Source organism: Chromatiales bacterium, from assembly GCA_014762505.1.
Taxonomy (GTDB): Bacteria; Pseudomonadota; Gammaproteobacteria; order SpSt-1174; family SpSt-1174; genus SpSt-1174.
The window spans coordinates 221,770-234,372 of sequence record JABURS010000043.1; the positions used below are offsets into that span (position 1 = coordinate 221,770).

Genomic DNA, 12,603 nt, shown 5'->3' on the forward strand with positions numbered 1-12,603 from the left:
TGTGGGCGGTGGTCCGGCGCGGGCCTGCGAGGCACCGCGGCGGGCATCATTCGATGACGAACAGCGGTTCGCCGAACTCCACCGGCTGGCCGTTCTCGCCGAGGATGGCCTTCACCACCCCCGCCTTGTCGGCCTCGATCGGGTTGAGCATCTTCATCGCCTCGATGATGCACAGCGTGTCACCCACGCCCACGCTCTGGCCGACCTCGACGAAGGGCTTGGCGCCCGGGGAGGGGGCACGGTAGAAGGTGCCGACCATCGGCGCCTTGACCACGTGGCCGGGCGGCAGGGCGGGGGGCTCGTCGGCCGCGGGGGCAGCCGCGGTGGCAGCCGCGGGGGCGGCAGCCGGGGCAGGCGCGGGGGCGGCGGCCGGCATGGGCGGCGGCGCAAAGGTCGGCATCGGGGCGGTGGCGCGGCTGATGCGCACCGACTCCTCGCCCTCCTTGATTTCGATTTCGGCGACGCCGGACTCGTCCAGCAGTTCGATGAGTTTCTTGATCTTGCGAATGTCCATTTGCAATGCCCTTAGGAATTCGAATGGTTGATGGCGGCGATGGCCCCTTCCAGGGCCAGTTCGTAGCCCTTGGCACCAAGGCCCATGATCACCCCTTCGGCAATGTCCGAGAAATAGGAGTGATGCCTGAAGCTTTCCCGCTTGTGCACGTTCGAGAGATGGATCTCGATGAACGGGATGGCCACCCCGAGCAGGGCGTCGCGCAGGGCGATGCTGCTGTGGGTGAAGGCGGCCGGGTTGAGGATGATGAAGTCGACGCCGTCGCGGCCGGCCTGATGAATGCGCTCCACCAGGGCGTGCTCGGCGTTGCTCTGGAAGGCCTCCAGCTGGTGCCCGGCCATCTGCGCGCGGCCGCTCAGGGTCTCGACGATGTGCTCGAGCGTGACTGCCCCGTATACCGTCGGCTCGCGGGTGCCGAGCAGGTTGAGGTTGGGACCGTTGAGTAGCAGCAATTTGGCCATGAATGGGCGCTATCTGGTGGCGAATTTCCGGAAACAAAGCGGGAAACGACCACGGAGTATAGGTCGTGAAGGGGCATTCTGCCCAATCCCTGGTGACTTGTCCATAAGCGGCAGAGTTTACGCACGTTCGCCGCCGTTCGGGACATGAACCCCGGAAGATGCGATGGGGTTCACAATGTGACGGGCCAGGCGGACCTGGCCCGCGAGCGTGTTTTCGGTCCTGTCAGAGCAGGGCCTGGATCTCGGCCTCGAGGACGTCCTTGTGCAGTTCGCCGGGCTGGATGAAGCGGATCCTGCCTTCGCGGTCCAGCAGCACGCTGTAGGGCAGGGTGACGAAGCGGTCGCCGTAGGCCTTGGCGATCTCCATGGCGTCCACGTCGCCGTGCAGCACCGGGTAGTTCACGCCGAGGGTGTCGATGAAGTCCTGCACCTGCTGCGGATCGTCGATGGCCACGCCCACGATCTCGAAGCCCTGCGCGTTGTACTGCTCGCGCAGCTCCATGAAGGCCGGCATCTCCTTGCGGCAGGGCGGGCACCAGGTGGCCCAGAAGTTCACCAGCACGATCTGGCCGTCCCATTCGCCGATGGCCCGGTCCCTGCCCTCGAGGTCCGGCAGGGTGAAGTCGGGGCGCGGCGTACCGATCAGCTGGCTGTCGATGGCCGGCAGGCCGCCGGCCTGGCTGGCGGTGGCCACGGGGTCGGGGGCGGCGTTGTCCTGGCTCAGGCTGTAGAAGCCGTAGCCGGCCGCCACCGAGACGAGAGAGACGACGATCAGGGCGATGATGAAGCCGGTGTTGCCGGTCTTTTGCTGTTGCATGGCGTTGCCTGTGATTCCGGTTGGCGTTGGATGACGGGGTCAGTTGCTGCCGAAGGCCTGCTGGATGCGGGCCCGGAAGCGGTCGGCCTCCATGTAGCCGACCACGCGCAGGTCGCGACGCTCCTCGCCATCGGCGCCCACGAACAGGATGGCCGGCGGCAAGAACACGCCCAGCGCCTCCATCAGCTCGCGGTCCTCGCGGTCGGTGGCGGTGACGTCGGCCTTGAGCAGCACGGTGTCGGACAATGCGGCCTGCACGCCCGGGTCGGTGAAGACGTATTTCTCGAACTGCTTGCAGTAGGTGCACCAGTCGGCATAGAAGTCGAGCATCACCGTCTTGCCGGCGGCGTTCGCCTTGTCCACCTCGGCGCGGAAGTCGGCCAGGGTCTTGATGGTCCTGAACTCGAGCTTGCCCTGGGTGACGCCGGCCTGGGACTGTCCGCCGGCGCCCGGGGCCATCATCACCGTGCCGCCGCCCAGCAGGCGCGAGCCGTGCAGCGGGTCGGTGACGCCGGAGCCGCCGGTCATGCCGCCGAGCAGCACGACGAAGCCGTAGAAGACGAACACCAGGCCGATGCCCTTCCAGAAGCGCCACCAGCCGCTCATGCCCTCCCTGATGGGTTCGAGTGCGCCCATGTACACGCCGCCAAGGATGAACAGCAGCGCCCACAGGGTCATGGTCAGCCCCACCGGGAAGATACCGGGCATGCGTTCGAGCATGACGATGGCCACGGCCAGCAGGATCACCCCGGCCACGGCCTTGACGGCATTCATCCAGGTGCCGGCGCGGGGCAGCAGCTTGCCGCCGGTCAGGCCCACCACCAGCAGCGGCAGGCCCATGCCGTTGCCGAACACGAACAGGGCGAGGAAGCCCTTGACGATGCTTTCACTGGCGCCGGCATAGGCCAGCTCCGCCACCAGCACCGGGCCGCCGCAGGGGCCGATGATCAGCGCAGAGAGCGCACCCATGACGGCCACGCCGATGAGGCTGCCGCCCTTCTGCTGGTTGCTGAGGGCGTTCAGGCGGCTCTGGATGAAGGAGGGGACCTGGATGTTGTAGAAGCCGAACATGCCCAGCGCCAGCAGGATGAAGAGGATGGCGAAGGGGATCAGCAGCCACGGGCTCTGGAAATAGGCCTGGATGCCCACGCCGGCGCCGATCACGGCCATGATGGCGCCCATCACGCCGAAGGTGACGGCCATGGCCTCCACGTAGACCAGCGAGAACAGGAAGCCGCGCCCGGCGGTCATCTTCTCGCCCTGGCCCACGATCAGGCTGGAGAGGATCGGGATCATCGGGTACATGCAGGCGGTGAAGGCGATGAGCACGCCGAGCACCAGGCTGATGCCGAGCATCAGGCCGAGGCTGCCGCCGGTGAGTACCTGCATGATGCTGTCGACGCTGCCGAAGTCCAGGTCGCTGAAGGACGCGCCGCTGGCGGCCGCCGGGGCGGCGCTGCTGGCGGAGGCGGGCTTCAGGTCGAAGTCGGTGGTCTTGGTGATCGGCGGGTAGCACACGCCGATCTCCGCGCAGCCCTGGGATTTCGCCACCAGGGTCAGGCCCTCCACGGCCTCGGCCGGGCGGTTGAGCGGCAGGCGGATGGCCACCTCGCCGACATACACCTCCATGCGGCCGAAGAAGGCGTCGTCCTTCATCTTGCCCTGCGGGTACTCGGCCTCGCCGAGGCTCACGCTATCGGGGCCTTCGAGCCGGAATTCGAACTTGTCCTTGTAGAGGTAGTAGTCCTCGGCGACCTTCCAGCGGGCGATCAGGGCCTGTTCGCCGGCCTCGACCTCTACGGAGTGGAAGAAGGCGACGTCCGGGTCGAGCAGCTCGCCTTCCTCCTGGCCGCCCATGTCGCGGGCCAGGCCGGTGAGTTCGGCCACGGCGTCATTCGCCTGCGTCCGATCGGCCGGGTCCCCGGCCGGCATCGTGAGCGTGGCGGTCTGGGTATGGGGCGGGTAGCACACGCCGATGTCGGCGCAGCCCTGGGAGCGTGCCTCCAGGGTGATGGTTTCGGACTGCGCGCTGACCGGGATCTCGATGCGCACGCGGTCGCGGAAGATCTCCACCTCGCCGAAGAACTCGTCCTGCTTCAGCTTGCCCGCGGGAATGGCCGGCTCGCCCAGCACGGCATCGCCGCCGGTGATGGCGAAGCGGATCTTGTCACGGTACAGGTAGTAGCCCTCGGCCACCTCCCATTCGGCGACCAGGGTGTCGGCATCGACGGCGCGGGCCTCGAAGCGGAAGGCGACGTCGGGGTCGAGGAGTTCCCCCTCGACCTGGGCGACCGCGGCGAGCGGCAGCAGGGCGAGCAGGAGAAGCAGCAGGCGGGTGAGGCGATTCTTCATGATGTGCTCTCGTCAATCCAGTTCAGGTAGGCCGCAAGGCCGTGGGTTACGGGGACGGCGATCACTTCCGGGACGTCGTAGGGGTGCAGTTCGCAAATCCGTGCCGCCAGTGCATCGAAGGCGCCGGCGCGCGTCTTGATCACGAGCTGGTGTTCCTGCTCGCGCTGTATCTCGCCCCGCCACGGGTATATGGACGTCATGAGCGGCAGGACGTTCACGCAGGCCGCCAGCCGCTCGCCCACCAGCGTGCGCGCCAGCGCCTCGGCGTCATCGGCGTCGGGGTGGGTGCAGAGCACGAGCAGGGCGTTGGTCATGGCGTTTGGCGGCTCCTGGTGAGGCCTGGTGGGGCGTCAGGGCAGTTCGATGACGGCGGCCTGACCGGCGCGCAGCTGTACCCTGTCTGACGGCGTGAAGGCCACGACTATTTCATACAGCGGTTCGTCGCCGCCTTCCCGGGCCTCGAGGCCCAGTGCCTGTACCTTGCCCGTCAGGCGCTCGCCCGCCACGCGTACGGTCAGCGCCTGGCCGGGAGAGAGGCGGCTCTGGGCTGCCTCCGGTATCCAGGTACGCGCCAGCATGGGACGGTCGCTGGCCAGGGTCACCATGGGGGTTACCTGCAGGGCGTTGCTGATGGTCTCGCCGGGGCTGACGTGTACCGTCAGCACCACGCCGTCGAAGGGCGCGACGAGGCGTGTGTCCTCCAGGTCGACCCGGGCGCGCTGGTGGGCGGCCACCGCGGCGGTGTGGTCGGCCCTGGCCACCGCGAGGTCGATCTCGGCAAGCTGGCGGTCGCGCTCGGCGATGACGGTGCGCTCGTAGAGTTCCTCGGCGCGCTGATGCTCGCGTTCGGCCTCCTCCAGCGTCAGCTTGAGGCGGGTGACGTCGGCACTGGTGCGGCGCAGTTCGGCCTGGGCGCGGCGGTCGTCGAGCTGGCCGAGCCGGGCGCCGGCCTCGACGCGCTGGCCGGGGGTCACGCTGATCTCGCGCACCACGCCGGAGGCGGGTGTGCTCAGCGCCACGCGCTGGGACCAGTCGAGGGTGGCGTCCACATCCTGGGCAAAGGCCCCGGTGGCGGTGATGCCGAGCAGGAGTATGAGATGACGCATCCGTTTCATGGGTTGGCCTCGTCTGCGGTCAACGGCGCCTTCTCGCCCGGGGGCAGCAGCGGGCTCAGCGAGGGTTCCCCCGTGAGCCAGGCCAGCCGTTCCCAGGCAAGCGCCAGTTCGTATTCGGTGCGGTGGGTGAGCAGGCGCGCGTCGGACTGCTGCACCATGGCGTCGCCGAGATCGGTCTTGATCTCCAGCTCGTACTGGGCGCGGCTGCGGTCGAGATAGAGGTCGCGGTAGTCGCGGCGTACCAGGGCCTGCTCGCGCTGGGCCCTGAGGGTCTGTATTTCCTGCCAGGTCTCCAGCAGCTGCTGGCGCAGCCAGTAGTCGGTGCGTTCGAGTTCGGCCTGGCTGCGGTTGAAGCCGGCGCGGGCGGCGGCCACCGCGGCATTCACGCGGTCGCCGGTGTACAGCGGAACGTCCAGCACCAGGCTGGCGACGAAGGGCTGGCGCGAGCCGAATTCCTGCTCGTAGGCCCCGGCGGTGAGTTCGCTGCGCAGGCTGGGGCGGCGCTCGGCCCGGCTGGCGGCCAGCCGCTGGCGACTGTCGGCCAGGGCCTCGCGGGCGGCCAGCAGGCGCGGATTGTTGCGCTGGGCCACGGCCAGCAGGGTCTCGTAGTCCGGCAGCTCGGCGTCGTTGCCGGGCAGCATTGGCGGCAGCAGGCGCGAGGGCAGGCTGGCCGGCCGCCCGAGGGCCTGGGCCAGCAGCGAGCGGGTGGCGCGCTGGTTGGTGAGGGCCGCCTGCCGGCTCATGCGGGTGGCCTGGTATTCGTCTTCGAGTTGCAGCAGGTCGATGTCCGACACCTGCCCCAGCTCGTTGCGGTCGCGGGCGCGGTCCATGGCGACGTAGGCGGTGGCCATGCGCTCGGTCTCGCGCTCGAAGGTGATGTCGGCCAGGATCACGTCGAGGAAGCGGCGCATGATGTCCAGGCGCCGCCGGGCCTCGGCCTCGCGCAGCAGCCATTCGCTGGCGCGCACCCCCGCCTCGGCGGCCTCGACGCTGTTGCGCGTGCGGCCGAAGTCGTAGAGCTCCTTGCGCACGGTGAGCAGGGCGCGGGAGTCGTTGTGTTCGTCGGGGTAGGTGGCGACGTCCGGTGGTTCCACCCAGCGGGCGTCCAGCGTGAGGTCTGCGGCGAAGTCGTTGGTGGCGGCGGCACCCAGGCGCCGGGCCTCGGCGGCCTCCAGTGCGGCACGCGAGGTGGCGAGGTCGGGATGCGGCGCCTCGACCAGCGACAGGGCGTGGTCCAGCGTCAGCGGCTCGGGCAGCGGCTCGACGTCATCCGCCCGCAGGGCCGGCGCCGTCAGCACGGACGCCAGGACCAGGGGGGCGGCGAACCGGCCGGCGAGCCGACCGGCTCTCATTGGGCGCGGGCCTCGGCGCGCCTGTCGCGCTTGTACTTGATGAAGGTGGTGTCGTTGTAGTGACCGTCAGCGACGAACTCGCCGAGCCACATGAACTCCTCCACGCCGGAGGGCGCGCCGGTGTAGCGGGCCACGCGATTGCCCTCCAGGTCGAAGAAGGCGAACACCGGGGTGGCGCGCACCTGGTTCTGCTTGAAGGCGAAGTCCTTCTGCTTGGTCAGGTTGCCCTGGAAGTCGGTGATCTCGATGTCACCCTCGATATCCACGGCGAAGATGCGAAAGTTTTCACGGTAATAGTCCTGCACCGCGGGCTGGTTGAGCACGTACTGTTTCATGCGGTGGCAGAAGGGGCATTCGTCCATCTCGAAGAAGATCAGCACGCCCTTCTTGCCCTCGTCACGGGCCATCTCCAGCTCTTCCTGGAAGTCACCGAAGGTGTCCTGGAAGAAGTGCTGATAGGGGTCGCGCGGGGTCTCCGTGGCCAGGGCCGGCGCCAGCCAGGCGAGCAGGGCCAGGAATGTCAGCAGGCGGGTCGTTTTCATGGCGATTCCATCCTCTCTCGTGGGGCACGATTATCTCTAAGCATTCGGGTGCCTGCCAGTCGCATCTGTCCATCGCGCACTGTGCATTTGCACGTTATGCGGCTGCGCGCGCACTCTATATATTACAGAACGCATATTTTCCGGCCGGTTCGCGGCCATACACACGAGGATACAGGCATGGGCAAGCTGAAATGGGCGCCGCTGCTGGCGGCATGCATGATGTGGCCGGCGGCGCATGCCGACAGCCCGCTGGTGACCCTGCAGGGGCTGAGCCTGGAGACGGCCAACCGCAGGGCGGTGGCCGCGGCCGAGGCCTGTGCCGAGATGGGCTACACGGTGGGGGTGGCGGTGGTGGACCGCGGCGGCAACCTGCAGGCCTTCGTGCGCGACCCGCTGGCCGGGCCGCATACCATCGACGTGGCCATCCAGAAGGCCTATGCGGCCAACAGCTTCCAGACGCCGACGCTGGCCATGGGCGACATGGCCACGCTGAATCACGCCCCGCGGGTGCTGCTGATCGGGGGTGGCGTGCCCGTGGAGGCGGGTGGCCTGCACCTGGGCGGCATCGGTGTCTCGGGTGCCCCGCGGCGCAAGGTGACGGGTGACGTGGACGACGAGTGCGCCCGCGCCGGCATCGAGGCCGTACGCACCGACATCGAGTTCGCCCAGTAACCGGGATGCGCCTGCCGCTCAAATTCCAGGTCGCGCTGGCCCCGGCGCTGATCATCGTCCTGCTGCTCGCGCTCATCGTCTACCTGCAGTACGAACTCAACGCGATCCGCGCGGAGAACGAGGCGGTACGCGAGTGGACCCGGGTGGTGGAGACGGCCGGTGCCGCCGTGGGCGGGGCCGTCAACCTCGACCAAGTGGCCGGTTACATCGACTGGACGCGGCGTACCGACGGGGGCAACGTGGCGGCGCTGGAGGACTTTCACTTCCGCTACCTCGACCAGTACCGGGAGCTCAATCAGACGCTGGCCTATCCGGGCTACTGGCAGCGCCTGAGCGCAGACTCACGCGGCTTCATCGAGGAGATCGACCAGGACATCCGCTACAGCGAACCGCTGGACACCGATCGGGCCCGCATCGCCCTGGCCGAGCTGATCCCGCGGCTGGAAGAGGTGCAGAGCAGTTTCCTCGCGCAGCGCCGTTACGCCTTCACGGAGTACTACCGCAACGTCAACCGCCTCACCGGCAGCCTCGGCATCGTGGCCACCATCACCCTGGTGGCCGGCATTCTGATCGCCGTGGTCGCCAGCCTGTGGACCGTGCGCACCACCCGGCGGCGCCTGCAGCGCCTGGCCCAGGAGGCGGGCGCGGTATGCGAGCTGCATGAGCCCGGCAGCACCTCGCTGGTGTTCGGGCGCGACGAGCTCGACGACCTCTCGGCCTGCATGCAGAACATGACCCGCCGTCTGGTGGACGTGGTCGGTTCCGAGAAGCTGCTCGAGGGGGCCGAGGAGGAGCGCCGGCGCATCGCCATGGACATCCACGACCAGACCCTGGCCGACATCACGGGGCTGATGCGCGAGGCGCGGGGGCTGAGCGAGGTGGCGGGGCTGGACGAGACCACGCGGCGCCGGCTGCACGGGCTCGCCCAGGGGCTGGAGGAGCTGACCGGTGACATGCGGCGGGTGATCGACGACCTGCATCCGCAGACCCTCGAGATCCTGGGGCTGGAGGCCGCCCTGCGCTCCTACCTGGAAAAACGCCTGGGCGGGGAGGGCCAGCCGGCCTTCTATCTCGCCATCGACCGCGCTGCCGAGCGGCGCCTCACGCCCTTCGCCCGCCTGGGGCTGTACCGCATCCTGGTCGAGGCCGTGCACAACATCGTGCGTCACGCCGATGCCAGCCGTTACGAGATCGACGGGCGCCTGCAGGGGGATGCCCTGGTGCTCACGGTGGAGGACAACGGCCGGGGCATGGACGTGGAGGCGGTGCGCGGTCAGGGCCGCGGCATCCTCAACATCGAACGGCGCGCCCGCGCCCTGGGCGCCGCCGTGAACTGGGGGCGTTCGCGCTTCAGCCAGGGCGCGCGTCTGGAACTGCGCGTGCCGCTGAATGCGGTCACCCCCGCCGCATCCGTGAGGCAGGCCCATGGCTGAGCGCGAGATCATCGTCGCCGAGGACAATCCCCGCGACCGCGAATTCCTCGCCACCGCGCTGGCCGGCGAGGTGGTGACCTTCTTCGACAACGGCACCGAGGCCCTGGCCCACGCCAGCGCACTGGCCGACCCGCTGGTGCTGAGCGACATCCAGATGCCGGGGCTCAACGGCATCGACCTGGCCGAGCGCCTCTGGGCCGCGCGTCCCACGGCACGCATCGTGTTCTGGTCGCAGTTCGACGACGAGATGTACCTGCGGGCCCTGTCCGGCATCATTCCGCCCGAGACCGTCTACGGCTACGTGCTGAAGTCCAATCCCAGCGAGACCCTGGCGCGGGCCGTGACGGCCGTGTTCGACGATGCCCAGTGCTGGCTGGACCCGCGCGTGCGGCCGGTGGAGGCGCGCTCGCGCAAGGCCGGCAGCGCCGTGACCGACGTCGAATACGAGGTGCTCATCGACATCGCCCTGGGCCTGACCGACAACATGATCGGCCGGCGCCGCTACCTGTCGCGGCGCGGGGTGCAGAGCCGGCTCAAGTCGCTCTACGCGAAGCTCGCGGTGGACCAGGACCAGTTCGCCGCCGAGGGTGTGGGCGAGGCCTTCAACATGCGGGCCCGCGCCGTGTCCGTGGCCTTGCGCCGCGGCCTGGTGAACGCCCACGAACTCGAGCAGGAGGAGGCCGCGCTGGCCGAATGGCTGGCCCGCGAGGGGCTGGCCTGAGCGGCTGTCGTCCTCGGCAGGCCTTGAAAACCGGCCACGTCGGCCCCACCTCCAGTCATTCCATTCATCCCCCACCCCTCGAGGGGCCCGCATGCGCCTGTTTCCGCTGCTGTTACTGCTGTTCTTCACCATTCCGCTGATCGAGATCTACCTGCTGATCCAGGTGGGCAGCGTGATCGGCGCCGGCTGGACGGTCTTCCTGGTCGTGCTCACGGCCGTGCTGGGGGCGGCCCTGCTGCGCCAGCAGGGGCTCTCCACCCTGGCGCGCTTCCAGCAGAGCGTGGCCCGTGGCGAGCTGCCGGCCACCACCCTGATCGAGGGCATGGTGCTGCTGGTGGGCGGGGCGATGCTGCTCACCCCCGGTTTCTTCACCGACGCGCTCGGCTTCCTCTGCCTGTTCCCGCCCAGCCGTCTGGCCCTGGCGCAGTGGCTCGCCCGCCGCGTCGTGGTGCAGGCAGGGGGCTTCGGCCAGGCGCCACGTGGCCCGCGCCGCGGCGGGCCGGACGACGGACACACCTACGATGGCGAGTACCGCGAGGTGGGCGACGAGCCGGGCGACGACCGGCGCCTGCGCTGACCCGGTTGTCGAGCGCCAATAAAAACGATAGTTGACCTCTTTGATTTCTAAGGGGTTTTTCAGACTCTCGCCATCACAAATAAGCCCGTTTTTGTCAATGAATTTGATAGTCGACGGGATTCATGCCATTTAAGTTGATAGCGAGAAATGGCTCGCGAATTCAACAAGTTACACGCAGGGATATCAGGCAGATGGATTTTCCAAATCCCGCGTCAGGCAAGCCAAGCCCCTTTCAAATCGGCGGGTTGTTCCTGATCGCACCCAATGACTACCTGAGAATCTATGGGCACTCGATGCGTCGGGCGTTCGCAGATATGGGGCATGAGTCTACGTGGAAGGGGTTGGAGCGCTGCGCTGAAAATAAAAAGCCTCCGTCCGCGCGCCTCCAGAACAAGATTGTGTCGATGCTTTCGGATGAGGCACTGCGTGGTCGTGGAGAAGCGTTGCTAGAAGAACTTGTCGCCGCAGATTCCACTAAGCCGATTCCAGGACCTTGGGAATCCTTCCTAAATGGCATTGTGGTTGTCGGAGAAAACCAAGAATTCTCGTATCTGCAGAGCTACCTCATTGAGATCGAGCGATCCGAGGCTAAAGTGCTTGGGAAGTTTTACAGGGAAGATTTCGCCGGTGCCTTCGCGGACGCGCACCGCAGCGAATCTCTTTCGCCTGCCTTATGGCCCGAACTGAGAGAGGTATTCTCAGAAGCTAGGAAGAGGAAGGAGTTGTTCGCCGTTCGTTGGTCAGTCGGATTGGAGCTGTTACTGAGCATATTCGTCGCGATAGAGGTGGATTCGGCTGATACGTTAGGTGAGGTCTCGCTGGAGTCTCTCTTGCCTCGGGGCGAGCGTAATCCGACCGCACGGTTCTTTGAGTGGCTGTTGCGAGAATCTAATTGTTGCTCGATTCCCGCGCTTTGTGACGAACTGGCTTCCTGTGGCGTCGAAATCGAAGAGTCCACGCTAGAGCGGTGGAAGGGCGGTAAGCATCAGCCCGCAGTTGAGACGGTTGAGGAGATTGCGGCGCTTTTTCAAGATGACAGCCGAAAAAGACAACTCGTTGTTTTATTGGCAAATGCTTCCCGCCTGCTCAATTTTATTGCGTATGTCTCCAATCATCTGATCGAGGCACGACATCAGGTAAAATCGGTGTTGCCGAAATGTAGTGTTTTTTTTCCGGGTTTGCCTTTCGGGTATCAGGACCTTCAGAGTTGGCTTTGGGGGCGCTATCCCGTTTGGCGCGAAATCCATAGAGTGCGAAGCACAAGGAGTTAGCCCCGAGATTCCGGGGCTAACTGAGATCCCGAGGTCTTACCCTTTTCTAGGCGGATTGTTGCCGCGGCCGCCTCCAGAGGGATTGCCGGTCCTGCTCGGCCAGTTGGGATTATTGCCGGCCATGATACGGTTGGCGGTTGATGTTTCCAGTTTTTCCACGTTTCTCATAGGGTTCTCTCCAATTCGTCTGCCGGGCCATTCCGGCAGGGAAAAAGAGTGGCATATTTGCGAGGTCCTGCTAACCGCAAGGTTTGGAAATTTGTAGCGAGCTTGGCGAATAAGTAGCGATTGAGGGGGTGCTTAGTCGAATACTTTTGACTGAACTTCCACGACGCCACATGTGGGCCACCAGGAACTGTATTTCGATGGCTGCCAAAGTGCTCGTGTCCAGCGGGCCGGATATCCCCCCCATATGCCCATAATTGGAGGCGCGACTGCACCGTCCGTGGTGCGAGCTATCTGGTGGAGCGTTTTGCGGTCTGTGGAGCTGGTTATCGGGCGCCCATGGGGGTGAGTGTGCCAGTCCCCAAGATAGAGTGCAGTGCCTTTTGTTTGTTCGAATAGCCTTGTGATCTCGTCCTGCTGAAACCCGTCATCAGGCTCGAACCCATGCCGAGTCGACTTGGATAGCGGTCCCGGGCCGATGATATGGGTCACCACTAAGTGCGGATCATCCGTGCAATACCCTAATAGCATGCCGCCAACTTCGTATGGGTAACAATGGTCGGCAAGCGCCTCGATCGTCTCGACGACTTCACGTTGTAGCCATACCAAGC

Annotated in this window: 14 protein-coding genes; 5 read left to right on the top strand and 9 right to left on the bottom strand. The window is 66.3% G+C overall.

All coding sequences use genetic code 11. The features are described 5' to 3' along the window. Positions 1-46: 46 nt before the first annotated feature. From HUJ28_12820 to HUJ28_12855, 8 genes are all read right to left on the bottom strand, one after another. Positions 47-514 carry an acetyl-CoA carboxylase biotin carboxyl carrier protein gene (locus tag HUJ28_12820; GenBank protein MBD3620346.1) on the bottom strand — a complete coding sequence of 156 codons (468 nt, stop codon included), beginning with the start codon at positions 512-514 and terminating at the stop codon, positions 47-49. 11 nt (positions 515-525) lie between these two features. Next, positions 526-975, bottom strand: a complete 450-nt coding sequence (gene aroQ / locus HUJ28_12825; GenBank protein MBD3620347.1) for a type II 3-dehydroquinate dehydratase — start codon at positions 973-975, stop codon at positions 526-528. A gap of 223 nt (positions 976-1,198) precedes the next feature. Beyond that, positions 1,199-1,792: a TlpA family protein disulfide reductase gene (locus HUJ28_12830; GenBank protein ID MBD3620348.1), complete on the bottom strand. Its 594-nt coding sequence runs from the start codon at positions 1,790-1,792 to the stop codon at positions 1,199-1,201. A 39-nt stretch (positions 1,793-1,831) separates the two neighbouring features. After that, positions 1,832-4,144 (bottom strand): protein-disulfide reductase DsbD, encoded by a 2,313-nt coding sequence (gene dsbD / locus HUJ28_12835; protein ID MBD3620349.1) that lies wholly within the window; start codon positions 4,142-4,144, stop codon positions 1,832-1,834. Beyond that, on the bottom strand, positions 4,141-4,458 hold the full coding sequence (locus HUJ28_12840; protein ID MBD3620350.1) for a divalent-cation tolerance protein CutA: 318 nt from the start codon (positions 4,456-4,458) through the stop codon (positions 4,141-4,143). Before HUJ28_12840 ends, dsbD begins: the two co-directional genes overlap by 4 nt. Before the next feature lie 36 nt (positions 4,459-4,494). Beyond that, positions 4,495-5,259 (bottom strand): efflux RND transporter periplasmic adaptor subunit, encoded by a 765-nt coding sequence (locus HUJ28_12845; GenBank protein MBD3620351.1) that lies wholly within the window; start codon positions 5,257-5,259, stop codon positions 4,495-4,497. Continuing rightward, complete coding sequence (locus HUJ28_12850) at positions 5,256-6,611, bottom strand: TolC family protein (GenBank protein MBD3620352.1); 1,356 nt, start codon at positions 6,609-6,611, stop codon at positions 5,256-5,258. Before HUJ28_12850 ends, HUJ28_12845 begins: the two co-directional genes overlap by 4 nt. Continuing rightward, on the bottom strand, positions 6,608-7,153 hold the full coding sequence (locus HUJ28_12855; protein ID MBD3620353.1) for a thioredoxin fold domain-containing protein: 546 nt from the start codon (positions 7,151-7,153) through the stop codon (positions 6,608-6,610). Before HUJ28_12855 ends, HUJ28_12850 begins: the two co-directional genes overlap by 4 nt. 177 nt (positions 7,154-7,330) lie before the next feature. On the opposite strand from HUJ28_12855, the gene HUJ28_12860 reads away from it, so the two are divergent. From HUJ28_12860 to HUJ28_12880, 5 genes are all read left to right on the top strand, one after another. Then, positions 7,331-7,825 (top strand): heme-binding protein, encoded by a 495-nt coding sequence (locus HUJ28_12860; protein ID MBD3620354.1) that lies wholly within the window; start codon positions 7,331-7,333, stop codon positions 7,823-7,825. A 5-nt stretch (positions 7,826-7,830) separates the two neighbouring features. Further along, positions 7,831-9,258 (top strand): hypothetical protein, encoded by a 1,428-nt coding sequence (locus tag HUJ28_12865; protein ID MBD3620355.1) that lies wholly within the window; start codon positions 7,831-7,833, stop codon positions 9,256-9,258. Next, a complete protein-coding gene (locus HUJ28_12870; GenBank protein MBD3620356.1) occupies positions 9,251-9,979 on the top strand; it encodes a response regulator transcription factor in 729 nt (242 codons plus the stop codon). Before HUJ28_12865 ends, HUJ28_12870 begins: the two co-directional genes overlap by 8 nt. 97 nt (positions 9,980-10,076) lie before the next feature. Continuing rightward, a complete protein-coding gene (locus tag HUJ28_12875) occupies positions 10,077-10,556 on the top strand; it encodes an FxsA family protein (protein ID MBD3620357.1) in 480 nt (159 codons plus the stop codon). Positions 10,557-10,747: 191 nt separating this feature from the next. Next, positions 10,748-11,827, top strand: a complete 1,080-nt coding sequence (locus HUJ28_12880) for a hypothetical protein (protein ID MBD3620358.1) — start codon at positions 10,748-10,750, stop codon at positions 11,825-11,827. A 300-nt stretch (positions 11,828-12,127) separates the two neighbouring features. Here HUJ28_12880 and HUJ28_12885 read toward each other — a convergent pair whose 3' ends face one another. Then, entirely contained in the window at positions 12,128-12,601 is a 474-nt protein-coding gene (locus tag HUJ28_12885) for a Mov34/MPN/PAD-1 family protein (GenBank protein ID MBD3620359.1), read from the bottom strand. Between the last annotated feature and the right edge of the window lie 2 nt (positions 12,602-12,603).